At 64.4% G+C, this 23,601-nt stretch carries 26 protein-coding genes; 16 read left to right on the top strand and 10 right to left on the bottom strand.

All coding sequences use genetic code 11. The annotated features are described in order from the left end of the window. Position 1: 1 nt before the first annotated feature. Positions 2–2,104, bottom strand: coding sequence for an exopolysaccharide transport family protein (locus A9K65_RS15205; RefSeq protein WP_064993990.1), 2,103 nt, complete (start codon positions 2,102–2,104; stop codon positions 2–4). Between the two features lie 249 nt (positions 2,105–2,353). On the opposite strand from A9K65_RS15205, the gene A9K65_RS15200 reads away from it, so the two are divergent. From A9K65_RS15200 to A9K65_RS15185, 4 genes are all read left to right on the top strand, one after another. Continuing rightward, entirely contained in the window at positions 2,354–3,850 is a 1,497-nt protein-coding gene (locus tag A9K65_RS15200; RefSeq protein ID WP_064993991.1) for a formyl transferase, read from the top strand. Between the two features lie 118 nt (positions 3,851–3,968). Further along, complete coding sequence (locus A9K65_RS15195) at positions 3,969–5,159, top strand: NAD(P)/FAD-dependent oxidoreductase (protein WP_013530602.1); 1,191 nt, start codon at positions 3,969–3,971, stop codon at positions 5,157–5,159. Positions 5,160–5,583: 424 nt separating this feature from the next. Then, complete coding sequence (locus A9K65_RS15190; protein WP_024501745.1) at positions 5,584–6,615, top strand: hydroxyacid dehydrogenase; 1,032 nt, start codon at positions 5,584–5,586, stop codon at positions 6,613–6,615. 109 nt (positions 6,616–6,724) lie between these two features. Next, positions 6,725–6,844, top strand: coding sequence for a hypothetical protein (locus tag A9K65_RS15185; RefSeq protein WP_013530600.1), 120 nt, complete (start codon positions 6,725–6,727; stop codon positions 6,842–6,844). 283 nt (positions 6,845–7,127) lie between these two features. On the opposite strand, the gene A9K65_RS15175 is transcribed toward A9K65_RS15185, so the two are convergent. After that, complete coding sequence (locus tag A9K65_RS15175) at positions 7,128–7,343, bottom strand: hypothetical protein (RefSeq protein ID WP_064993992.1); 216 nt, start codon at positions 7,341–7,343, stop codon at positions 7,128–7,130. Between the two features lie 547 nt (positions 7,344–7,890). Here A9K65_RS15175 and A9K65_RS15170 point away from each other — a divergent pair. Next, positions 7,891–8,634, top strand: a complete 744-nt coding sequence (locus A9K65_RS15170) for a Crp/Fnr family transcriptional regulator (protein ID WP_027160839.1) — start codon at positions 7,891–7,893, stop codon at positions 8,632–8,634. On the opposite strand, the gene A9K65_RS15165 is transcribed toward A9K65_RS15170, so the two are convergent. Beyond that, entirely contained in the window at positions 8,635–8,922 is a 288-nt protein-coding gene (locus tag A9K65_RS15165; RefSeq protein WP_084015870.1) for a hypothetical protein, read from the bottom strand. 228 nt (positions 8,923–9,150) lie between these two features. On the opposite strand from A9K65_RS15165, the gene A9K65_RS15160 reads away from it, so the two are divergent. The 4 genes from A9K65_RS15160 to A9K65_RS15145 all read left to right on the top strand — a co-directional run bounded on the left by A9K65_RS15160 (position 9,151) and on the right by A9K65_RS15145 (position 12,958). Then, positions 9,151–9,897, top strand: coding sequence for a helix-turn-helix transcriptional regulator (locus tag A9K65_RS15160; RefSeq protein WP_064993994.1), 747 nt, complete (start codon positions 9,151–9,153; stop codon positions 9,895–9,897). A gap of 162 nt (positions 9,898–10,059) precedes the next feature. Continuing rightward, positions 10,060–10,353, top strand: a complete 294-nt coding sequence (locus tag A9K65_RS15155; protein ID WP_013530594.1) for a hypothetical protein — start codon at positions 10,060–10,062, stop codon at positions 10,351–10,353. Positions 10,354–10,570: 217 nt separating this feature from the next. Then, positions 10,571–12,541: an acyltransferase family protein gene (locus A9K65_RS15150; RefSeq protein WP_064994078.1), complete on the top strand. Its 1,971-nt coding sequence runs from the start codon at positions 10,571–10,573 to the stop codon at positions 12,539–12,541. A 111-nt stretch (positions 12,542–12,652) separates the two neighbouring features. After that, positions 12,653–12,958, top strand: coding sequence for a hypothetical protein (locus A9K65_RS15145; protein WP_027160843.1), 306 nt, complete (start codon positions 12,653–12,655; stop codon positions 12,956–12,958). A 55-nt stretch (positions 12,959–13,013) separates the two neighbouring features. Here A9K65_RS15145 and A9K65_RS15140 read toward each other — a convergent pair whose 3' ends face one another. Beyond that, positions 13,014–13,616: a DUF6456 domain-containing protein gene (locus tag A9K65_RS15140; protein ID WP_024501752.1), complete on the bottom strand. Its 603-nt coding sequence runs from the start codon at positions 13,614–13,616 to the stop codon at positions 13,014–13,016. Positions 13,617–13,867: 251 nt separating this feature from the next. Here A9K65_RS15140 and A9K65_RS15135 point away from each other — a divergent pair, with 251 nt between their 5' ends. After that, positions 13,868–14,149: a DUF982 domain-containing protein gene (locus tag A9K65_RS15135; RefSeq protein WP_013530587.1), complete on the top strand. Its 282-nt coding sequence runs from the start codon at positions 13,868–13,870 to the stop codon at positions 14,147–14,149. 108 nt (positions 14,150–14,257) lie between these two features. Beyond that, entirely contained in the window at positions 14,258–14,566 is a 309-nt protein-coding gene (locus A9K65_RS15130; RefSeq protein ID WP_063173746.1) for a DUF982 domain-containing protein, read from the top strand. A 249-nt stretch (positions 14,567–14,815) separates the two neighbouring features. On the opposite strand, the gene A9K65_RS15125 is transcribed toward A9K65_RS15130, so the two are convergent. After that, positions 14,816–15,484, bottom strand: a complete 669-nt coding sequence (locus A9K65_RS15125) for a GcrA cell cycle regulator (RefSeq protein WP_063173747.1) — start codon at positions 15,482–15,484, stop codon at positions 14,816–14,818. Between the two features lie 112 nt (positions 15,485–15,596). After that, positions 15,597–15,887 (bottom strand): hypothetical protein, encoded by a 291-nt coding sequence (locus A9K65_RS15120; RefSeq protein WP_245322065.1) that lies wholly within the window; start codon positions 15,885–15,887, stop codon positions 15,597–15,599. Between the two features lie 188 nt (positions 15,888–16,075). Between A9K65_RS15120 and A9K65_RS15115 the strand changes: the two genes are divergently transcribed. After that, positions 16,076–16,780 carry a helix-turn-helix transcriptional regulator gene (locus A9K65_RS15115; protein WP_063172650.1) on the top strand — a complete coding sequence of 235 codons (705 nt, stop codon included), beginning with the start codon at positions 16,076–16,078 and terminating at the stop codon, positions 16,778–16,780. A 64-nt stretch (positions 16,781–16,844) separates the two neighbouring features. Here A9K65_RS15115 and A9K65_RS15110 read toward each other — a convergent pair whose 3' ends face one another. Next, entirely contained in the window at positions 16,845–17,147 is a 303-nt protein-coding gene (locus tag A9K65_RS15110; protein ID WP_024501757.1) for a hypothetical protein, read from the bottom strand. 187 nt (positions 17,148–17,334) lie between these two features. Here A9K65_RS15110 and A9K65_RS15105 point away from each other — a divergent pair, with 187 nt between their 5' ends. From A9K65_RS15105 to A9K65_RS15090, 4 genes are all read left to right on the top strand, one after another. Beyond that, positions 17,335–17,703: a hypothetical protein gene (locus A9K65_RS15105; protein WP_084015846.1), complete on the top strand. Its 369-nt coding sequence runs from the start codon at positions 17,335–17,337 to the stop codon at positions 17,701–17,703. A gap of 91 nt (positions 17,704–17,794) precedes the next feature. Beyond that, positions 17,795–18,376, top strand: coding sequence for a hypothetical protein (locus A9K65_RS15100; protein WP_064993997.1), 582 nt, complete (start codon positions 17,795–17,797; stop codon positions 18,374–18,376). Further along, positions 18,373–19,002, top strand: a complete 630-nt coding sequence (locus A9K65_RS15095) for a hypothetical protein (RefSeq protein ID WP_063168643.1) — start codon at positions 18,373–18,375, stop codon at positions 19,000–19,002. The genes A9K65_RS15100 and A9K65_RS15095 overlap by 4 nt, the downstream gene beginning before the upstream one ends. Continuing rightward, positions 18,999–19,568, top strand: coding sequence for a hypothetical protein (locus A9K65_RS15090; RefSeq protein WP_064993998.1), 570 nt, complete (start codon positions 18,999–19,001; stop codon positions 19,566–19,568). The genes A9K65_RS15095 and A9K65_RS15090 overlap by 4 nt, the downstream gene beginning before the upstream one ends. A gap of 27 nt (positions 19,569–19,595) precedes the next feature. Here A9K65_RS15090 and A9K65_RS15085 read toward each other — a convergent pair whose 3' ends face one another. The 3 genes from A9K65_RS15085 to A9K65_RS15075 all read right to left on the bottom strand — a co-directional run bounded on the left by A9K65_RS15085 (position 19,596) and on the right by A9K65_RS15075 (position 23,576). After that, positions 19,596–20,885 (bottom strand): hypothetical protein, encoded by a 1,290-nt coding sequence (locus A9K65_RS15085; protein ID WP_064993999.1) that lies wholly within the window; start codon positions 20,883–20,885, stop codon positions 19,596–19,598. A gap of 109 nt (positions 20,886–20,994) precedes the next feature. Then, the gene (locus A9K65_RS15080; protein ID WP_013530576.1) at positions 20,995–22,011 is read right to left on the bottom strand and encodes an ABC transporter permease; all 1,017 of its coding nucleotides are present in this window, start codon (positions 22,009–22,011) and stop codon (positions 20,995–20,997) included. Then, entirely contained in the window at positions 22,008–23,576 is a 1,569-nt protein-coding gene (locus A9K65_RS15075) for a sugar ABC transporter ATP-binding protein (RefSeq protein ID WP_064994000.1), read from the bottom strand. The genes A9K65_RS15080 and A9K65_RS15075 overlap by 4 nt, the downstream gene beginning before the upstream one ends. Positions 23,577–23,601 lie beyond the last annotated feature (25 nt).

The raw sequence follows: 23,601 nt of genomic DNA, 5'->3' as shown, positions 1-23,601 counted from the left end.
ATCAGGCGGCCTCGTCGACCAGCAAGGCGGCTGTCGGCAGGCGCCCCATCACGGAGACCGCCTGCGAAGTCGTCGTGACGTCGCGCATCGGGGTAGCGTTCAGCGTGGCGACGAGCACGATCTCGTCGGCCATGGCGACCAGCGGCGAGGCATTGAGATTGTCGGCCAGCGCGCCACCGTCGATGACGACGAGCTCGAAGCTCCGGCTGGCCCGCGCCAGCATCTGCTGCGCAAAATAGATGCCATGCGCTTCCTGGAAGACCGCCTTTGAGCGGCCCCTGCCCAGCACGGCAACGTTGCTGCCGGCGGCGTAATGGCTAACGGCCTCGAACGCGTACTCGCCGCGCAGAACATCGAGGATCCCCGGCTGCGGATCCTTCTGGCCGCCGCCGCCAGCATTGGCATCGATGAACAGCACACGGCTGCCCCTGGATGCCGCGGCATTGGCCAGCAGCCGCGCCACCCGGCTACGCTGCGCGCCCTCGCCCGGCGACGATGTCACCAAGATGGAAGGCACCAGCGGCCAGTCCGCCGGACGCTGGCCCGAACTGAACATGCGCCTCAGCGCAAGGCCGACGACGGCATCGGTCTTCTGGCTGGAGGCGGCGGCGCGCGCCCCGCCGAAAGGCCACCAGCGCCGGCCTGTGTCCGACTTTGCCGGCACCACGCCCAGCACCGGCGCGTCGATGGCCGACTGCATCTGGGCGCTGGAAAGCACCGTCGGCGAGGAATATTCGGCGATCAGCGCCAGACCGGTGCCGAGCCCAAGGCCGCCGAATATCGCGCCCAGCAACAGCAGCGGCAGAGGCGGCCAGCTCTTCTTCAAGGCGGGCATGGCATTGGAGATGATGCGCGCATTGGTGCTGTCGACATTGATCTGCTCGCGCGTCTCCTGGGCGCGCTGGAGATAGTTCGAGTAGACGGAACGCAGCGCCTCGAGGTCGCGCTGCAATTCGCGCAGCCGCACCGAGGCCTGATCGGTGTCGAGCGACTTGCTCTTCATGCCGGCGACCTTGGCTTCCAGCGCCTGCTGGTTGGCCAGCGCCCGTTCGTAGTCGGTCTCGGTGGCGGTGGCGATGCGGCCAAGTTCGCGCACGATCAGCTGGCGCGTGTCGCGCAGTTGCTGCTGGGCTGCGATCAGCGAGGGATGACGCGGCCCCAACTCCGTGCCGAGCTGCGAGACCTGGTCGACCAACGTCGCCTCCTGCGCCCGCAGGCTCGAGATCACCGCCGAGCGCATTGCTTCCGAAGTTGCGTCCGGCGTGCCGCTCTGCCGGCGCATCTGATCGACCTGCGCCTTCAGCGCCGCGGTGCGGCTCTGCGCCGCCGCAAGCTGCGTGTTGATCTCGGTCAGTTCCTGGTCGCTGACCAGATTGCCTGCCGCCATCACCATGTTGTTGGCGGACTTGTAGGCTTCGACGGCGTTTTCGGCTTGCTGGACGCGCTTGCGCTGCTCGTCCAGCCGCGCGGTGATCGACTCGGAAGCGTCCTTGGCCATTTTCGCGCGCGCGCTCGCCTGGTCGACCAGGTAGGCCTGCGCGATGGCGTTGGCCAGGAGGGCGGCCTTGTCGGCGCTCTTGGCGGTGACGATGACGTCGAGGACCAGGACCTTGTCGGCCCGCTTCACCGCCAGGCGCCGGCGCAGCGCGTCGAGTGTCTGCACCGACCTGTCGCCTTCGGCTGATGCCGAACCGAGCAGGCGCGACAGCAAGCCCTGCCCATTGAATTCCGGATCCTGCGTCAGGTTTGTCGCCGCGATCGCCCGCATCAGCACGCCTGTCGACTGGACCACGCTGACCTGGCTCTCGACCTGCGTGATGCCGCCATCGGGTGAGATACGGCTGGGATTGACGTCGTTGGTGACCACCTGCAGGTCCTGCGGATCGATCAGGATTTCCGCCGCCGAGCTGTAGAGCGCCGGTGTGAAAAGGCCGTAGAGCAGGGCGACCAGCGTCAGCAGTGCGACGGTGCCGAAGATCCAGAACCGGCGGCGCACCAGGATGCGCTTCAGATCGCCCAGTTCGACAGTGGAGGCTGCATATGATCCCGCGCGTGCCGGATCCGGGGAGTGTTGCTGAGGAACCATGGGCAGGGATGATTGCATGGCTGCCTCCGACAATACTCCATATGCCGGCAAGACCAGTTTGCGGCGCTAACCTAGCTATTCCTCCAACTGTTAAAACATTGTTAATTATGTTGAGAGGTGACGTGAATTTTGGCACGCGGTTTGCTTAAAAATATACATATCGAGGTGTTGGCTACGCAGCGAGCGGAGACGAATGCAGATGGGGTTACAATTTGACCGGACCGGCCTGGCCGGCAAGGCCGGGCACCGCCTTTTCGGACCTCCAACATGCAGATAAGCCTCCGCCTGGACGGCGACTGCGTCCGCGCCTTTCACGTCACGCTGCTGGAGCGCCTTGCCGCGCTCGAAGACGTCGAACTGTCCGTCGATGTCAGGCCGGCGGGCGGTGGCATTCCGCGCAGCGCCGCGGCCCTGTTTCAACTCGAAACGGCGATCCACGGACTGTCCCATGATGGACTGGCCAAGCGTGTGCCGCTTTCGGCGCTCGCGCCCTACCGGCAGTCCCCCGCTTCGCCTGACCTGGTCATCGACCTCTGCGGCGATGTCAGGCTGGAAAGCACACGGATCTGGCGCGTCACCTATGACGGCGCCAGCGGCGAAGCGGCCTTGCTGGCCCTGATCCTCGCAGGTCGCACGCCGCTTGCCCGCATCGAGGAGAACGGCGTTGCGATCGCCGCCGGGCGTCTGGGCACCGAATATGGCGGCATCGCGCTGGCGTCCTTCCAGGATATGCTGGCGCGCACAGCAAGCCTGATCATAGCTGCCATGTCAGGCGCGGCAAAGTCCGTGCCTGATCTGCCCGAACCGGCGCAGGTGGGTGGCCCGCCGCCAATGCCCTCGGCGGGCAAGCTTGGGGTCAGGGCCGGCAAGGCGCTGGCGCGGCGGATCATCCAGAAGATCTATCACCTTTGCTACAACGCGCCGCACTGGAAGGTCGGCTGGCGGCAAACCGGGAGCCGCGATCTGTTCGAGCTGCGCGCGCATCCGGCGTCGGGTTGGCAAGAGTTGCCGGACGACGGCAGCCGCTTCTACGCCGATCCGTTCCCCATCCTCTACCAGGGCCAGCTGACCCTGTTCATCGAGGACTATATCCATCGGCTCGGCAAAGCCATCATCTCCGCCGTTCCCTTCGGCCCGGCAGGCCCGCTCGGAAGGCCTGAACCGGTGTTGGAGCTGCCCTACCATCTCTCCTACCCCTTCGTCTTCGAGCGCGACGGCGAGGTCTGGATGGTGCCGGAAAGCTGCGCCAACGGCACGGTCGATCTCTACCGGGCCACAGCTTTTCCCGGCGGATGGGTCAAGGAGGCGACGCTTCTGTCCGGTGTCGTCGCCAGCGACGCCACGCTTGTCGAGCATGGCGGCGCCTGGTGGCTGTTCGCCACCGTCCGCGACGGCGGCGGCGCCTTCTCCGACGCGCTGCATCTGTGGTCGGCGCCGGATTTTCGCGGCCCCTGGACGCCGCACCCCAAAAATCCCGTGCTGATCGATATCGCCTCGGCGCGGCCGGCCGGCCGCATGGTCAGGCGCGGCAACGACCTGCTGCGCCCGGTCCAGGACTGCCGCAGGAGCTATGGCGCGGCGCTTGGCATCGCACGCATTTCTCACCTTGATTTGATCGGCATGGAGCAGGTCGTTGAAACCATCTTAAATCCAGGTGCGCTATGGAGTGGGCGTAAACTTCACACGCTCAACGAGGCTGGCGGCTTTGAGTTCATCGATGGCTCGGCGATCGCACCGCGCTGGAAGCAGCGGACCCGCGATTAACCTAAACATTGGTTACTACCAAGCACGCGCGCCGGTTGCTTGCGGTTGATTTAGGTCCGGAAGATATTTTCTACCGGAGATTGTGAAACGCGCCGTTGCCATCAGAAAGAGCAGCAAAATGAGTATCTCAGAGGCTGGCCCGGCCCAAGTCGATGTGGCGATCGTCGGAGCCGGAATGGCCGGCACGACCTTGGCAATTCTGTTGGGACGAGCCGGCCGCAAGGTGGCGCTGATCGATCCGCACCGCGTCCACCACGAGGAATTCCGGGCCGAGAAGATCGGCATGGACCAGATGCTGCTGTTCGAAAAGCTCGGCCTCGATGCGACACTCAAGCGTCTCGTCACCTCCACGACCGACACGCATGTGTTTCGCCTCGGCCAGTTCTTCGCGCATGAGAAGAAGGCTGAATTCACATTCTCCTATGGCGCGCTGATCAATGGCCTGCGCGACGCCTTGCCTGCGCAAGTGCCGCTGACGGTCGGCAAGGTAACCGAAGTCTCGACTGGACCGGACCGGCAGCGGCTTGTGCTGGCCGACGGCACCGTCATCGATGCCCGCCTGCTGGTGGTGGCAACCGGTCACGGCGAGGCGGTGCGGCGCGCCGTCGGCGTCGAGCGTATCGAGCAATCGAAGGCGCATTCACTGTCGATGGGATTCGACCTCGCCATCTCGCCCAGCGATTTCGGTCATCAGTCCGTCACCTGCTACAGCAGGCGGGCCGCCGACCGTATCGCCTACATCAGCATCTTTCCCCTCGGCGACAAGATGCGGGCGAACATGTTCCTCTATCGCAATGTGGCCGAGCCGTGGACGCGGGCGTTCCGCCAGGAGCCGCAAAAGATGCTCTGCGAATTGATGCCCGAAATAGCCGTGCGATGCGGCAACTTCGAAGTCGCGAGTCCTGTCGAGGTCAGGCAGATCAGTCTGAGCACGACGCAAGGCCATCGCCGCGACGGGGTCATCTTCATCGGCGATGCTTTCTGTACCACGTGTCCGACGCCGGGCGTCGGCATCGGCCGCGTGATGACCGATGTCGATCAGCTCCATTCGGTTCACATTCCACGCTGGCTCGAAACTCCAGGCATGGCGGCTGACAAGATCAACGCCTTCTATGACGACCCGGTCAAGGTGGCTGCCGATGAGGATGGCATGCGGGTCAGTTACTATGCCAAGTCGATTACCGCCGACACCGGGCTGGAATGGCGCGTGCGGCGCCTGCGCAACAACACCGCGCGCCAGCTGATGATCATCGGCCGTAAGGTCCGGCATCTGGGACAACGGCGGGCACCCGTGGCCAATATGCGATAGGGCGCGACCAGTGGCGCCCTATCGCCGATATTGATTGCCCTTATAGGGCGAAGGCGTCAGTCGCCAACCGCTCAGGTTGCCGTCGGCGGAGGTGTCGATGGGGCAGTCTGGGCCGTGACACCCGAAAGCCTGTCGCGCTTCTGCAAGGTTGGTTTCTCGTATTTCTTCACTGTAAAGTGCCCTCCGAATTGATACGGCGCCAGCAGAACCAATTCCCTGCCCCGTGTTAATTGTGCCATTACTGGTTCTTACGTCGTATCCACGCCATCGCGGTCAAACGATTCTTCACTGTTGCATTGCCGGCACATATCGGCTCCGACAGGTCACCTCATCCCCAGCGCCAATCCCGCTCTCCTCGGCCGCGCGATGTTGTAAATCGTTTCATCCAAGGTATTTTGGCCGTTGGGGAACAGAGGGAATAGTCATGTCCAACAGCGCCTTGCCGCTGGTCATCAGTGCGCCTGAACCACGCACGCTCGACCTGATCTTCACAGCCCGGCAGCTGGCGCGGCTCAAGGCGCACTATCGCATCGTCGAGACGACCGCTGACGGCGTCGCGAAACTGCCGGCCGACGTGCTGGCCGAGGTGCGCTATATCATCGGCCAGCCGCCCATATCGCCCGAAACGCTCGACCGGATGAAGGCGCTGCGCTGCGTCTTCAATGTCGAGACCAACCTCATCAACAACATGCCCTACGAGACGTTGTTCGCGCGCGGCATCCATGTCGTCACCACCGGCCTGGTGTTCGCCGAGCCCGTCGCGGAGCTTGGCCTTGCGATGGCACTCAATCTCGCCCGCGGCATCGTCGATGCCGACCTCGCCTTCCGCCAGGGACAGGAACTGTGGGGCGGCGACGGCAACCAGACGGCGCGGCTCTTGTCCGGCGCCGATGTCGGCATCATCGGTTTCGGCGATCTCGGCCGGGCGCTCAACCGGCTGCTGTCGGGTTTCCGCACCCGCACCAAAGTCTTCGATCCGTGGCTGCCGCCATCGATCCTCATCGACAATGGCGTCGAGCCGGCCTCCCTCGACGAGGTGCTGTCGACCAGCGACTTCATCTTCGTCGTTGCCTCGGTGACCAGCGAGAACCAGGGTTTTCTCGGTGCCGACGCCTTTGCCGGCATGCGCAAGGGCGCTGCCTTCATCCTGCTCAGCCGCGCCGGCGTGGTGGACTTCCCGGCGCTGATGGCGGCGGTGAAGAGCGGCCACATCGTCGCCGCCAGCGACGTTTTCCCCGAAGAACCGCTGGCGCGGGACCATCCGGTGCGCGCCCTGCCCGGCTTCCTGCGCTCGGCTCACCGCGCCGGCGCGCTCGACATCGCCTTCAAGCGCATGGGCGATATGGTGCTGGAGGACATGGACCTGATCGACCGCGACCTGCCGCCGCTGCGCTCCAAACGCGCCGAGCGCGAGACGGTTTCGCGCATGCGTTCCAAGCCGGCCGACAGGAATTGAGGCGTGGATTTTCGTTCGGGTTGGCCGGCCCTCGACCAGGTCGGCTTGACAGGAGCGCGGCCGGCGATGACGCTGCCGCAATCGAACTTTGCGGAGGGAGGCCGTGACCATGAAGAAGATCTATGAAAAGCCGATGCTGCTCAAACGGCAGAAACTCTCCGCCGTGACGGCGCAGCAAGCCACTTCAGGAGTGACCGGTCCGATCGGCCCGACAGGCCCGGCAGGCTGACGCCTCACGGTGTTCGATGAAGGTAGCATTGGACGCGCCCGCGGGTCGGCGGCGAGACGGCAGTCGCTCAAGGCGCAGCATCAGTGTTTATGGCTGCTCTTCGCTCTGCGGGCAACCGCTTCCATAAAAGAGCGGGCGGCAGCGTCACAGGCTGTTCTGGACGGTCCATTCGCGGACAGCACGACCTCCGCGGCCTTCCGCGACATGCCGTATTTCCGGGCGAAGACCGCAGCGTCGTAAGGTTCGTTTTCGGCCGGTGCCGCGGACGTGATCCTGGCCTTGGTCATTGGCGGGTCCGCCTGAAACTCTCAAGCAACTCGCCTTCATTGCGGCAGCCATTCTGGAACAGCGAAAACACCGTGGCTGCCAGAAGCTGCACGTCCGACTCCCCCGACATGCGATCAAATTTGCGCTCCAGGCAGACCCGATCGAAGACGCGCTGGCACAGTTGCAGATCGGAAGGATGGAGACCGGGATTGCGCTTATGAAGGCTCGACATAAGAAGCCCCTTTCGGAGCAGCGGCCACTTTCTAATGCATGTCGTCCAAAAGTGACCTCGGTTTTGGGAGAACGACATGCATAAACAAAGACCCTAAAGCGCATCGCATAAATCCGACCAAACGCGATGCGCTTTAGACGCTGTGGGTCAAAAAATGAAATCGGGCTGAGCAAGAGTCAACATCGGCCTTCATCACAGTAACTATCGTACAATTCTCCCCCCGGTCCTCCCCCTTCTTCGAATGGTCCCCAGGCCCAGCGCGACATGGCGCTTTTCATTGGCCAGCGGATTTTATCGGCGTGATCCGGCGCTCTCATGAAATATGTCGGTTTTGTACCAAATGGCGTTTGGTACGTTTCCGACACTAACATTCAGGCCGATCTTTTCATATGCGAACAGGCGTTGGGGGGCGCCGTGCTTCGAATTTCATATCGCATTGATATCTTTCTGCGTTCAGAGCCCCTAAACATAGGCCATCGTCCTCACGTTTTTACGGGCACGGACGGCTGGGAGATTGGATGGCTCTTGCCCTGCATTGGGCCACGCCATGTCTGATCCCAACAAAAACTCTGATCCCGACGGGAACCATCCGTACCGAAACCAACTGCTGCGGCGCATGCCTGCGGATGATCTGGCGTTGCTCGAGCCGCACATGCAGCGCTGCGACTTGCCATTGCGCATGATGCTGGTGACCCCGAATGTTCCGATCGAGGCCGTCTACTTCATCGAACAGGGCATTGGTTCGGTGGTCGCCAGCACGGCAAGCGGCCAAGAGGCCGAAGTGGGCTTCATCGGCTTCGAAGGCATGACGGGATACTCCCTGGTGATGGGCGACGACCGTGCGCCGCATGCCTGTTTTGTCCAACTCGAAGGCGAAGCGATCCGCATCGAAGCCGGCGCTTTCAAGGCAGCTTTGGAGGCAAGTACGACCTTGCGCATGTTCCTGCTGCGCTTCGTCAACGCACTACAAACCCAGGCCGGCTGCACCGCGCTCGTCAACGCGCGGCTGAAGCTCGAGGAGCGGCTGGCGCGATGGCTGCTCATGTGCGACGACCGGGTGCCCGGCGAACATCTCGCCATCACCCACGAATTCCTGGCCATCATGCTTGGTGTCAGGCGGCCAGGCGTCACCGTCGCGCTTCAATTGCTCGAAGGCCGCGCGTTGATTCGCTCGAGACGGGGCGAGATCGTCATTCGCGACCGCGCCGGGCTGCTGGAACTCGCCAATGGCAGTTACGGCGAAGCCGAGGCCGAATATGCAAGGCTGATCGGCGAGATCGGCGCGGCCTGATCAGGAGCGGCTGCCGCCGGCATCCGGCTTGCCCAATGTCGCTTTGCCGGGCGGTGCCGCACCGCCTTCTATGGGCCCATCCCTGCCGATCGGCCCATCCCTGCCGATCGGCAAGCCGGCATGCTCCAGGCTTGCAAGCTTGCACTTCGTCTGCTCGGCCGCCGCTCCGACAAGGCAATCAATGGTGAACATGGCACCGGCGTGATCGCTTGACGCGACCGCCTGGCGGATCTTCGTCAATTGCGCCTGCGTGTAGTCCAGAAGCTCGACCAGGCCGGTATGATCCAAACCGCCCTCCATTACAGGATGTCGAGAGGCCGATCCGAGGTCGCTCTTGCCACCGAAATACGCCCATTTACACGGCTTGCATAGCCGGACTGTCAGAATCGTACAACCTACGCTCTACGGGATCGTTGCCTATTGGCCAAAGGTCCATCTTCGCGCCAGCGCCGCGGCATGCAAGTGTATATAAGCTATCGCTTGAATGCTGGTCCGTACGTCTGTCGGGGAGATGTCGTGCCAATTCGCGAGAATCTCGCCGTCAATCTCAGGCGGCTGGTCCAACGCCACGCTTCCGTCAGCGCGGTGTGCCGTGAGCTTGGCATCAACCGCACCCAGTTCGAGCGCTATCTGCAAGGCAAGGCGGTGCCCAACAAAACCACCGCCAGGCTGATCTGCGATTATTTCAAAATCGACGAAAACGAGCTGTATCGCGAGCCGGCTGTTCCCGCAGCCAAGGGCGACGGCAACGCATCGCTGCGCGAGGCACTGTACGAAAACATGGTGCGGCCGCCGTCGCCCGCCATCGCCGGCGGCACTTATTTCACCTATTTTTCGGTTCCCGGCCGCCCCGACCTTCTGATGCGCTCGGTCACCTTCCTGCGACGTGAGGCCGAGCTGGTCACCTTCCGGCGGGTGACGCGGTGGGCCCCGGGCGATGGCCAGGGTGGCGCCAGAATGCCCGGCAACCACTACGGCGTAGCGATCTCGCGCCTGAACTGGATCTATTTCACAGGCATCAACCGCCGCCAGACAAGCGAGCCCTCGATCATGACCGTACAGTGGGCTCCCATCTCCGAACCGGTTCTGGTCGGCAAGGCGATCGTCCTCACAGGATCGGGGCCGGCCTTTGTGCCGGTCATCATGCGGCAGGACGTCACCAGGGTCAGCATGAAGCGGGCGCTGCAGATGGCCCATATCGTCAGCCTCGACGACCCCAGCGTCGATCGACTGGTGGTCAGTCTCGCACGAGAGACCCGATAAACTCGCCCCCTACGGGAAAAATCGGGGAAAGTTTCAAGTTTTTCGGCTATATTTTTCCTCGTTTCGGCTTTTTTGCGCAAAAAATGCCGGAACTTTCACCCAAACCTGTCGTTTTCCAATGGATCGTTGCTTCGACGATCCCAAAGCAACAGGAGAGTACCCATGAACATCAAGATGATCTGCTTGGGCGCCATGGCACTTTCGATGGTCGGCGGCGCGGCGTTTGCCAAAACGTCGGCTCTCGACGATCCAGCCAAGATGCAGCCCTTCTACACCGATAGCAGCATGAAGACGATGGTCAGCAACGACGACTTCGTGAAAGCCTGGAAGGCCCTTACGCCGGACGACCAGACCGCGATGATGAAGGCCTGCGAGGACGAGGCGAAGGACGCCACTGCGGCCAACAGCCATCCCGAATTCTGCAGCAGCGTGAAAGCGAACGGCGGCAGCAAGTAGCAGTCCAGCAACCCGAATGAGAAACAGCCCCGCGCGGGGCTGTTTTGCGTCTGCCGCAGGTGTGCAGACAAGCCAGCCACGCAAGGATCGGGCCCGGCCGGCACCCGGCCCATCTCCCCATTTCTGCCATGTTGCACTGCGATAAATTTGTTGCATTGCGATATCGGCTTGCACCGCCGACATTGCACAGGGGCTGGGCTTGCACGAGGGAGCCGTCGTGGCAGCATCGTTCCGGCCGGACATACAAGGATTGCGCGCGCTCGCCGTCGGCGGCGTCGTCGCCTACCATTTCGGCCTCACCGCGCTCCCCGGCGGCTTTGCCGGCGTCGACATCTTCTTCGTCATCTCGGGCTGGCTGATATCGACCCACCTCATGCAGGAGCTCGGCGAGACCGGCCGGCTCGACCTCTGGCGCTTCTATGCTAGGCGCGCGCGGCGGCTCCTGCCGGCAGCTTTGTTCGTCATCCTGGTCACGCTGGCCGCCGGCTACTTCATCCTGGCGCCGCAGGAGCAGGCGCTCTATTCGCGCGGCGCCATGTTTGCCTCCGCCTATGCCATCAACCTGTGGCTGCTGCGCTGGTCGTTCGACTATTTCGCCGCCGACGCCACCAGCAATCCCTTCATCCACTTCTGGTCGCTGTCGGTGGAGGAGCAGTTCTATCTAGCCTGGCCGGCGCTGCTTCTGCTGGCCGCCTGGCTGCGGCCGGGCCGGCGAACGGCCGCAGCCATGATCGGCGTGGTCGGCCTCGCCTCCTTCGCCGCCTGCCTGTGGCTGACCAGCGCGGCGCCGGCCTGGGCCTTCTATTTCTCGCCGCTGCGCGCCTGGGAGTTCGCTGCCGGCGGCCTGGCGACGCTGGTCCCCATGGCTTTGCTGCAGCACCGCATCTGGCTGCGGCCAGCCCTTGGCTGGCTCGGCCTGGCGCTGATTGCGACGGCCTATCGCCTGTTGAGCGAGGACCTGCCCTTCCCCGGCTGGTATGCACTGCTGCCGGTTGCCGGCACCGTGCTGGTGCTGCTGAGCGGCGGCTGCGGGGAACAGACCAACGGGCGGACCGACCGGCACGTCCTTGGCCCGGCCACCGCTTTGTCGCTGCCGCCCTTGCAATGGATCGGCACGCTCTCCTATTCACTCTATCTCTGGCACTGGCCGGTCATCGTCTACGCCGGGATGCTGACGCCCGATCTTACGGTGCCGCAGCGGCTGGGCTGCGGCGTGCTGGCGCTGGCGCTGTCGGTGCTCACCTATCACCTCATCGAGAACCCGGCACGACGCGGCGCCTGGCTGACGGTGGGCGCTCGCGCGCTCGCACCCGCGCTGGCGCTGACCGGTGCCGGCGTGGCGGTCGCCTACGCCAATGCGCATCTGGCCACGCGCAACATCGGTCCCGAGCAGCGCGGCATCGAGCAGGCGGCCGAAAGACCTTCCATCGCGCGGGCCGTCGACAAGAACTGCCTGGCCGACTTCCAAACGGTGACGCCGAAACCCTGCACATTCGGCCCGGCCGATGCCACCCGCACCATCGTGCTGTTTGGCGATTCGCACGCCGACCACTGGTCGACGCCGCTGATCGAAGCAGCCAGGCGCAACGACACCAAGGTGGTCACCTACCTCAAATCATCGTGCCGCGCCTCGCGGCTCTCCACCTTCAACACGGTGCTGAAGCGCGACTACACCGAATGCGACGCCTGGCGCGAGCAGGCCATATCAGAGATCATCCGCCGCAAGCCGCGCCTGGTGGTGATCTCCGAATTTTCCATCGGCAATCTGACCCGCGATCTGCCCGCCGCCGAACGCACCGCCGAAGTAGCGCGCTGGCAGGCCGGCCTGCGCTCGACCTTGCAGGCCTTCAGCCGGGCCGGTGTCGAGACGGCAGTCATCCGCGACACGCCGATCAACGCCAGCTTCGCCGGCTCCTGCGTGGCGCGCACCCTGTGGTGGCGCGAGGCACCCTCGCCGCACTGCGACACGCCAAGGGCCGAAGCCGCCAACGACAGCACCGCCGCCACCGAGCGCGCCGTGGTGACCAGCGTGCCCGACACCCGCTACATCGACCTCACCAACCAATTCTGCGGCCCGACCACCTGCCACGTCGTCATATCAGGCAAGCTGGCGTTTCGTGACAGGCACCATCTGGCGACGGGCTTTGCCGAGACACTGGCGGGGCCATTGGAGAGGGCCTTGTTTTAGACGCCTGGGCATCTGCGCCCCGGTCTGCATTGTTCGTCACATCTTACGAATCTGTGGAACGAGGCTGCAACTCGGCAGTTATATTAGCCTAACCTTGAAAAGGAGGCAGCTATGAAAAAGCTCCTGCTTGTTTCGGTTATCGCCATTGCTTCGGCGGCGGCGATGATCGCCCCCGCCGACGCCCGCAGCCGTATCAGTATCGGCATTGGCGGCTATGCAGACGACTACTACGGCGACGATTATTACAATGGTTACGACTATGGCGATCGCTACTATCGCCCTTATTACCAGTACGACGCCTATGACAACGGCTACAGGCCGCGCTATTACCACCGTCACCACCGTTGCCACATCGCACTGGTCAAGCATTGGCGCCATCACCACAGGATCGTCGAGGAAATCCGCGTCTGCCGATGATCTGATCCTGTGAAAAATGATCCGGCCGGCGCCGCCGGCCGGATATTTGCGCCGCTCACCCCACCCGCCTCCTCATCATCATCCCATAATGCACTGCCAACAAATCCAGCCCCACCTTCAGCAGCTTCGTCACCACGTTCCGGCCCTCGCCGGTCTGCTCGGACAGGCGCTTGAGCGAACCGTCCGCGCAGCAGACTTGTCGTACCACGGCGGCCACCTCCCAATGGCCTAACGCTCTTGTGGCGGCGGCATAGGCCCTGCCGGCGTCGAGAACGCTGTCGGCGATGCCGCCGCCCTCGCGGCCGCCGTCGATGCGCTCGGTCCAGCGCATCGGCTTGACATCAGCCTGCTGACTGCAGCGGAAATCCTCGCGGTAGCGCAGGCCTGCCTCGCGCTGCTGGCGCGACAGCGAAGTGATGCCGACGAGCGCATCGATGGCGCGCAGCCGCACGATGCCGCCGGTCGCGGCGCAGCCGTCATTCGACACTTCGTAGACACGCGCAGCCTCCAGCGTGCCCGCTGCCAGCCGCTTGCGGCCGAAGGCGTCATCCCTGAGCGCGAAATCATGGCCGATCTCGCGGCGTATGCGCACCTGCTCGGCCTCGCCCTTCGGCAATTTCGGCGCCTGCGGTTTTGCGGGTCTGGTCTTTTTGCTCATGGGAGGCTCCTGGTTGGGATGGTGGTGGGAGGCCGGCACGTGGCGATCCTTCGCGCGCCCTCGGCCCTGCCGGGCATCTCCCCACGCGGTGGCAGAGCGGAGCGGAGCGCTGCTCGGTTGGCCTTCAATGAACCGGAGGTCGTCGCCTCTTCGCCGCCGCGCCAGCATCCTTGCCGCCCGCCATCCAGGCTGATGGAACCGGCGCGAGCTTTCGACGTTATGTCGCGTCCATGCCAAGGGGAGGTTCGCCGATGACAGCCTTCATGCCGGTTACCGTGCGCTTTTGCGACAACAAAACCATGCTGGTCAGTTCGGTGGCCGGAGCCGCCGAGGCACTGCGCCACCAATGGCCCGACAAGACAGCGCCTGGCTATCTCGAGGCTTCCCGGCTGGTTACGCTCGCCGTGGACGGCATCTGCTGCCAGCGCATCGCGTTCGACGCCTTCACCAGGGCGGCCAAGCAACAGAACATACTGGTCGACAGGCCCAAAAGCCGCGCCCATGACTGGCTGGATGCGGTGGCTAGCCCGTGAGGAGCGGGCGCCGCCCGAAAAATTGATGCAACCGGCCCCCAGCGGGGCGCGTTTATGGGTGCGGTAGCTGGAGCCGCGCGCAAAGCGAAGGTGAACGCCGTGGGTACGATGAAAACCGGAGTGCCGCTCAAAGTGCGGGTGGAAGATGAGATCGAAGAGATCGACAGCGTCAGCGAAGCCGCCGATTTTCTCCAGCGCTGGCCGCTGGAGCGGCGCGGCCATGTCTACCGCAGCGCGCTGAACGCCTGCAGCGCGGCGATCGCCGCCCAGATTTCCGAAGCCGACGCCATGAAGGTGTTTACCGGCTTTGCCCGGGTGACCGGCATATTGGTCGGCGAGGGCAACCCGCCGATGGCGATGGACGCAAGGAGCATGCAGAGCCGCACGCCCAAGCAGGGCGGGCAGATGCCGAAATAGGGCTTTGCTTCTTTCTCCCCGTTTACGGGGGTGAGGTGTGATCCGCGCAGCGGACGAAAAGCCAATTGCTTGGCTTTTCGAACAGCGAACGCCCGGCAGGGCAATGAGGGGCGGCGCCAGCGCTTCGGTAAGTGGCATATGAATCGGATGCTTGAATTTCATGTCAGCTTCCATCCTGCCTCGTCAGCGCTGCCCCTCATCCGCCTGCCGGCACCTTCTCCCCGTGAACGGGGGAGAAGAGATCAAACCTCACCCCGTCGCAACAAATACGCGGCGCTGGAAGCGGGCCTGGTGGTAGGTACAATAGCTTTTCAGCGCCCTGGTGCGCATGCCGCAGCACAGCATATCGGCGCCTGGGCGGCTGCCTGGCGCCCCCTCTTCGGCAATAGAAATGTCCGGATCCACCTCCACCGTCAGATCCAGCGGCGCACGGCAGCGTGAAAACAGGCAATCGATGAAGCGCATCGCCACGCCATGCGGCTGCCGGCCGATGGCCGCGCGCGGCGGCGTCGGCGCCTCCAGGCGATAGGCCACGCCGTCGGCGATCAGCACGCCCACCTCGCGCACGAACGAATGCGCGCGCCTGGGCCGGGCCACTTCACGCGCATGGATGTCCTTGGCGGCAAGCACGCCCTCCATCTTGCCGACGACAGGCGTCGCTTTCGCCGACGCGCCACTCGCCCGCTTGCTTCCAGCGCGCTTGCCCACGGCCTGCCTGGATCGCGGCGGCGGCCCCTTGCCATTGGCAAAGCCGATCGCGCCGAGCATGGCGTTGCGGTGCACGATGCCGATGATGGCGTCGCGCGACACCGGACTGCCGCGCAACGCGCTGAACGCGACTGCAATCCTGGAGGCTGAGAACCCATCCTTCAGCCAGCGGGCGATCTCGTGCAATTCCGCGTCGCTATAGCTTGCCATATCCAGCTCCATCCAAAGTTCGGCCGCGCGCCGTCGGGCAGCGTCAAGGTTCGACCCGGTCGCCAGGCCGCAGTCAGTTGTTTTTCAAGAGCCGGCTCTCAGCCGGCCAGCCTCAGCCGGCTTGGGCCGATTTCCCGCCGGCAAGGTGCAGAAGCCGCGCTTCGGCCGTGTTTCTGTCCAGGGCGGAAACCGCCCTGCCCGTCAGCCTGTCGAACAGGATGACGGTGCCGTCCTCGGTGCGGATGCAGGATCGGCCTGCCGCAAAAACAGAGCCGGCGCCATGCCGGCCGAATTGGGGGCCGAAGCCGCTGGGAGCGGCGGCTCCGGCCGTTCCGGTCGCCGGAGACAGGCGGCGGACCGGACCCGAGGCTCGTGCGGTCAGGCACTGGGCCTCGGGCTTCATCCGGGCCGGGGAGGAGGACGGCCGGGATGAAAGGGAATGGGCGGTTATGACCGCCGGGCGCGCCTCGCGTGAGGCCGGCGACTCGGCGCCATCAAAGCTGGACAGGTTTTGCATGACCGGATATAAGCATAACTCGAAAATAGATGCAAGCCATTCTTTCATAGACGAGAGCGGCTTTCATCCCTCACATGGGCGCCATGGCAAAAACGGAACTGTCGATCAAGGTCGGAGCGGCGATCCGCAAGGCGCGCAAGCAGCGCGGCTTGGTCATGCGCCACATCGCCGAGCACAACGACACCGATGTCGCCGCCGTCGGCAACTGGGAAACCGGCCGCAATCTGCCCAAGACCGAGAACCTGCTGAAGACCGCCGCCTTCCTGCACGTCGACCCGGTTGCGCTGGGCCAGGGGCAGGTCGTGTTTCTCGACGATGCCGGACCGGTTGCCGATGCGGAGATCGTCACCGATGCGGGTCCACTACCCGCCAGCTCGATGGACATCGAGGTGCTGGGCGCGGCTGTCGGTGGCGACGATGGCGATTTCACCTTCAACGGCGAGCCGGCGGGTTACGTCCAGCGCCCGCCGGGCGTGCGCAACCTGCCGAAGGTGTTCGCCCTGCACGTGCTCTCGGATTCCATGGTGCCGCGTTACGAGCCCGGCGACCTGATCTATTGCGGCGGCCGCGACGCCGTACCGGGCGACCATGTGGTGATCGAGACCTTCCCGGAGGAAAACGAGCGCAACGGCAAGGCCTTCATCAAAAAGCTGGTCAAGCGCACGGCGGGCGAGCTGGTCGTCGAGCAGTACAACCCGCCGAAGACGCTGACCTTCAACCGCTACGCCATCAAACATGTCTGGCGCGTGATTCCGCTGAAGGAATTGCTGGGGTATTGAGCAAGGGACGCTCTTCCTTCTCCCCCTGCGGGAGAAGGAAGAACCAGCGCTGGCACCCTCCCACTCAAGCCCGCCGCGATCCCTCCAGCGGCACATCCCTGTCGCTCAGCATCCGCGCTTCGCTGCGCACGCGCTGGCGCTCGTCGACAAACGCCGCCTGGATCGAAATCGCCGTCCCCGGCAGTCCGTCGGCGCGGCAGGCCGAACAGACGATACGGCCCGACAGAGCGGACAGCGGCGTATTCCCCGTCACCCCGAACCGCTTCAGCTGATCGGGTCGCCACCACCTGTTGCGGCCGCAATCGGCGCACTCGACCGAGATCGAGGCGACATGCGCGATCGTTGGTTCCTTGCCCGGCAATGCCATCGCCCCTGCCTCGTCTTTGTTCCTGATTTGTTCGCATATTCCTGTGTTTTACGCCGGGAGTCGAGTCGCAGTTTTCAAACTTTCCCAGAAGTTTTTCTTCTAGCGTAAATTGAGTTATACTTTCATAAATGTATGAAAATGTGAGTCGGGCACGAACCTGCCCACTGCATCAGACTCGGGAGCGATAATGGACGCTTTTGCCGCCGATTTTGCCCGTTCCTGCGGCTACGCCGGCGACAGCCTGGCCTTGCTTGAAGCCTTCGAAGCGATCCGTCGCAGCGGCACCGCCCACGCCCGTCACGATCACGTCAGGCGCAAGGCGGTGATCGACGAGTTGAAACCGTCGGAGGCGCTGTTCCTGGCCGCTATCGGTCCGGCACTCTCGGCGCAGGAGGCAATCGAGGACGCCGCCCGCTTCATAGCCTGCTGGCGCAACATACCGCGCTGGCGCCAGGAGCGGCGCCTGCCCGACCTGATCAGGGCCAAGCAGCAGCGCCTGGTGGCGCGCTATTTCCGCCGCCATGGCCACAGGCTCTGGGCAAGGGAAGCGGTGTGAGGACTGGACCAGCCATTTGCGGGTTCCATCAGCCATTTTTTCTTTCTAGACTGCGCAGGGGTGGCTGACCGTTCGACGTGCATAGTTTGGAATGTTCAAGACTGCCCGCTCAAAATTTCAAACCTGGATAACGGCCGGCGCGGGAACCATCGCCGCCCTGCTCGTCGCCGGCCTGATGGGCGCGTTCGGCGCCCTGCCCGCCCACGCCCCGCCGCAATTGCCGCCCGATGCCGCCATCGATGCCGGGCGCTGGCGGGTCCAGCCCGCGCGCGCCTATGTCAGCCGCGCCAAGGTCTATGGCGTAGCGCTGAAACCAGGCCAGAAGGCGCTGGTGTTGGAGGCCGATCTGACCAATCGCACGGCGCAATCCGACAAGGCTTATTTCAACGTCTTCAAGCCGGACGGGATCGACCTGCCCGATTCCACGCCGATGATCGCGCTGGCCCGCGATTCGACGCTGACGCCGGAACTGCATCCCGGCATGACCGAACGCATGGCCTATGTCTGGCCGCTTGCCGGTAACGCCGCCGTGCCGGCAAATCTCAGCTTCGGCGTCACCGCCGAGATCTTCAAGCCGCGCGACAATCTTTACGGCACGCCGGGCTGGTTCAATTCCTATCGGCTCGGCACCGTCACCATGCCGGTCGCCGACCTGCCCGAGAGCGGCTCATGAGGATCCGCGCCATCGGCAATCTCCTGATCGTCGCCGCCACCGTGGTGCTCAGCTACGGCATGCAGGTGTCGAAGCCGCATTATGCCGAACTCACCGCGCCTATCCCCATTGATGGCGCCATGCACGACACGGTGCGGGCGCGCAGCTTCGATGTCCGCCTCGACAGAATGGTCTTTGCGCGCACGCTGAAGACCAACCAGTTCGGCCAGGAAAGGCTGCTGACCACCAGCGGCCTGTGGGCGGTGGCAGCGACCAATCTCACCGCCACCAGCACCTCCACCACGGTCGCCGACGGCACCTGGCAAGGCCCGACCGGCCTGCGCTACCGCCAGACGGAGCGGCTCAGCTATCGCCAGGATATGCCGCCACATGCCGTCGATCCAGGGCTGGAGAGAAGCGGCCTGTTCGTCTTCGAGTTGCCGGCCGACCAGATCCGAGGCGCCAGCCTGCTTATCGCCGCACGTCAGTTCGGCCCGCTCGACGCCCAGGCTCGCATCAGCCTCGATGCCGTTCCGACCGGTGCCGATGGTCAACCGGCGGATGTCTTGCCGCTATACGATCTCGACGCTCCTGCACCGCCGCAGGGCCAGACACGGCAGGGCCAGACACGGCAGGGCAAGACATGAGCGCGGTTTCAACCGACATCGACCCAGCCGGCGGTGGCGAGAAAAAATGGCGACGGCGCGGTCTTGCCGCGCTCGCTATCCTGCTGCCGCTGACGCTGGCCGAAACCAGCTATGAGAGCATCCGTGAATGGCTGCATGGCGAGGACCTCGTCGCCAGGGATGTCGAGTTTGGCCAAGGCGCGCCGTTAGGCGGCAGCGAATGGCGGCTGGCCGATTTGCGCGGCGGCAAGGCCGGCCGCTTGCCCGAGCATGCCTTGGCCGTCATCGCCACCTTCGCCGTCACGGTCGGCGATCCCGATCTGCAAAAGCAGTGGCTGGGCTGCAAGGTGATGCTGACCGACGCCGCCGGCCGCCGCTGGCTGCCCGACTTCATCTCCGGCGTCAGCCTGCCGGACGGCGTGATGAACTGCACCTCGGCGATCTTCTCCGGCGCCCAAAAGGGCGAAATCATCAGCGTCGGCGAGACCTTCATCGTGCCCGAGGATGCCATCGAGACCATCCGCCCGGCCGTTGGCCTGGGCAGCGAGCGCCCCTGGTTCCTGCGTTTTCAGCGGCCGCCGAAGTGACAGCATCCTTCTCCCCGTAAAGAAAGCTCACTTCCCCGCCCGCTTCGCCATCGAAAACGCCGTCTCCAGCACGGCGGCGAGAAAGCATATGCGCAGCGGCTCGATCAGGATGCCGGTGGAGGAATCCTGGAACGGGCTGCCGAAGAGTAGCGTCACGGCATGCGAAAAAATCTGCCAGATATCGAGCTCGTGTGGGCCGATCAGCCGCGTCGCGCCGAGCCACAGCCAGGCCGCGCCCCAGTCGAGCAACCGGTAGCCGACCACCAGCGTGCACAACAGCACCAGGCTGGCGCTGACCGTCAGCCGCACGCCGTTGGCGATCGGCAGATAGCGCGAGCGGTAGCCGGCGATGAAATGCTCGACGAAATCGCGCAGGAATTTCGGCAGGCCGGCATAGCGCCGGCCGGCACGCTCCAGCCGGCCGTGCACGCGCATCAGGGCAGCATCGTCGCGCACGTCATAGCCGTAGATCAGCGCCGCCATCACCAGCCAGATCAGCGGCAGGAGCATGAAGAAGAACAGGTTGATCGCAGCCGTCGACGGCGCGATCGAGGAGATCTCGACCGGCACCATGGGTGCGGCCGAGACCATCGGCACCGGGTTTGCCAGCCCGTCCACCGATGCCTGCAGGACCGACCAGAAATTGCGGCTCATCAGCCATTGCAGCGCCGAGTCCTTCCAGCGGCTGATCACGTAGAGACCGACGAAAATCCAGTTGGTCTCGCAGATCACCACCACGATCTGCCAGAACGACTCCGCACCTGTCTTAGCCTGCATGAATTTGGCCAGCCGGCGGATCAGCCAGGACACCGCCACGGAGACCAGCAGCCAGCGCGAGTCGAGCACGTCGAGCACATCAGCGCTCTGGCCGAAATCGGCCTGGTCGAGTGTTTCGCGCGAATACTGCCGCACGATGTCGCCCAGAAATCCCCAGGCGGCATAATAGGCGAAGAACGGCAGAAGCGCGATGGTGATCATCCGCACCAGCCGCGAGCCGCGCCGGTCAGCCTCGGCACCCGGCTTCGTTTGCGTCTCGGTGGTTGCGGCCTTGTCGGCGCCGCGCTGCGCGGCCACCACATGCGGCAGGCCGGGGCGCAGCACGTGGAACATTGCCACCGTCATCACCAGCTGCGCCAGCGCCACCAGCGTCAGCATCGCCAACCCGGCGAAGTGATTGGCCAGCGCCACCTTCGCCGCCAGCAGCATGAGGAGATCGCCGACCAGCACGCCGGCCAGCACGAGTGCCATGAGCTGCGGCCAGAACCGCCGCAGCAGCGAAAAACCCAGGGTGATCGGTCTGATGATATCGGCAAACATGAGGTTCTCTCACGATGCCACCCGCCAAAACCTTTCTAGCAAAGCATGATTGTTTTGCAAGGAATGGGGCTCCCTTCTCCCACAGTGGGAGAAGGGAGAACCGTCCCCCTCACCTTCTTACCCTCGACTTCAGCCACCGATCAAACGCCACCGCCAGGATCAGGATGAGCCCGATGACGATGCTTTGCGTGTAGGACGAGACATTGTTGAACTGCAGCCCGTTCTGCAGCACGCCGATCAGCGCCGCGCCCACCACCGTGCCGCCGACCGAGCCGATGCCGCCGAACAGCGAGGTCCCGCCGATGACGACGGCCGAAATGACGGTTAGTTCGTAGCCGATGCCCGCCACCGCTTCCGAGGAGTTCAGCCTGGCCGACAGCACGAAGGCCGCGAGCCCGGCGAAGAAGCCGACAATGACGTAGACCGAGACCAGGATGCGGTCGACGCGCAGGCCCGACAGCCGCGCTGCTTCCGCATTACCGCCGACGGCATAGACGGCGCGGCCATAGCGCGTGTAGCGCAGCACGATGTGGCACAGGATGGCGGCCGCCGCGAAGATCAGCGCCGGCACCGGCACCGGGCCGATCAGCCCGGTGCCGAACCAGCGCATCGAGGCGTCGAAGCCCGAGATCGGGCCGCCATTGGAGATGGTCAGCGTCAGCCCGCGAAACACCGTCAGCCCGCCCAGCGTGACGACGAAGGGCGGCACTTTCAGCCGGGTGATGACAAGCCCCTGCACGCCGCCGGCAGCGGCTCCGACGATGATGGCGGCCAGCAGCGCGGCGAACCAGCCGAACCCTTGCGTGCCGCTCGTCGACAGCGACAGCGTGTTGGCCGTGCCGCCCTTGGCGACCACGGCGGCGACCATGCCGCAGAAGGCGAGCAGCGAGCCGACCGACAGGTCGATGCCGGCGGTAAGGATGACGAAGGTCATGCCGAGCGCGATCAGCCCGGTGATCGAGATCTGCCTTGTGATGTTGAACAGGTTGATCGGGTCCATGAAGCTCGGCTTCAGCACCGTGAAGACGATGATCAGCGCCACCAGGAACAGCAGCGGCCCGAAGCTCATCAAAAGCCGCGCGAAGTTGATGCCGCCGCGCTGATCCTGCTCCCCCGCCACGCTCATAGTGTCTCCTTGCGGTCGAGTGCCATCAGTTCCATCAGTCTTTCCTCGTTTGCTTCGACGCCCGGCATCTGGCCGGTGATGCGTCCGCGGCGCATGGTGACGATGCGGTCCGACACCGCCAGCACCTCGGGCAGCTCGGACGAGATCATCATCACCGCAATGCCGCGCGCCGCAAGCTGCACCAGGATCTGGTGCACCTCGGTCTTGGCGCCGACATCGACGCCGCGCGTCGGCTCGTCGACGATCAGCACTTTCGGATCGCGCGCGAGCCAGCGCGCCAGGATCACCTTTTGCTGGTTGCCGCCCGACAGGCCCTCGATCGCCTGCTCGGCCGAAGCCATGCGGATCGACAGCATCTTTCGAAACCCGGACAGCGCATCGCGCTCGCGCCGCTCGGCCATGAAGCCGAAACCGTTGCTGAAGCTGCCCAGCGAAGCGATGGAGAAATTCGGCAGGATGCCCAGCGCGGCAAAGATCGCCTGGTGCTTGCGGTCCTCCGGCACCAGGCCGATGCCGAGCGCAATGGCGTCCGCGGGCGATGCCGGGGCGATCGGCTCGCCGTCGAGCGTGATGGTGCCGGCCGCGATGCGGTCGGCGCCGAAGATGGCGCGCGCCAATTCGGTGCGGCCTGAGCCGACAAGCCCGGCAACGCCGAGGATTTCACCGGCCTTGAGGTCTATGTCGACGCCGTCGAGCACGATGGCGTGCGGCGCCTCGGGGTCGCGCACGGTGCGCAGGCCGCGCACCGACAGCACGACATCGCCGGCCACCGCGCGTTGCGCCGGCCGGGCGTAGAGCTCGGACGCCGCGCGGCCGACCATCTTCTCGATGATTTTGGGCAGCGCGATCGGCCCGCCTTCACGGTTAAGGTGGCCGGCAAGCCTGCCGTCGCGCAGCACCGTCATGCGATCGCATATGGCGGACGCTTCCTCCAGCCGGTGGGTGACGAACATGATGGCGACCTTGTCCTTGCGCAGCCGGTCCATGATCGACAGCAGCCGCTGCACCTCGGTCTCGGTCAGCGCCGAGGTCGGCTCGTCCATGATGATCAGCCGGCTTTCCAGCGACAGCGCCCGAGCAATCTCGACCAGTTGCTGCTCGGCCACCGACAATGCCGAGACCGGCGTCATCGGGTCTATGGAGAGACCGACGCGGGCGATGATCGTGCGGGAATCTTCCTCCATCTTGCGCCAACTCACCAGCCCGAGCGGGCCGATCGGCGCGCGGCCGATGAAAATGTTCTCCGCCACAGTCAGCGTCGGGATCAGGCTCAGTTCCTGATAGATGGTGACGATGCCAAGCCGCTTGGCATCCTGCGGGCTGGAGGGATGATAATCGGCACCGTCGAAAGTGATGCGGCCGCCCGATGGCGGCATCACACCCGACAGGATTTTCAAGAGCGTCGATTTGCCGGCGCCGTTTTCGCCCAGCAGGCCGAGGATCTCGCCGGGGCGGATATCGAGCGAGACATCGCTGAGCGCCGTGACGCCCGAGAAATGCTTGGTGATGCCTTCGACGGCAAGCAGGATGGGTTCGGGCGAGGCGGCTTCAGCGGCTGGCGGCAAGGGTGGCTCCTTCCATGCAGTTGAT

The organism is Mesorhizobium sp. WSM1497 (assembly GCF_001672455.2).
Classification (GTDB): Bacteria; Pseudomonadota; Alphaproteobacteria; order Rhizobiales; family Rhizobiaceae; genus Mesorhizobium; species Mesorhizobium ciceri.
Note: the sequence above shows the minus strand (reverse complement) of the source record. Positions and strands in the feature narration are given on the sequence as shown.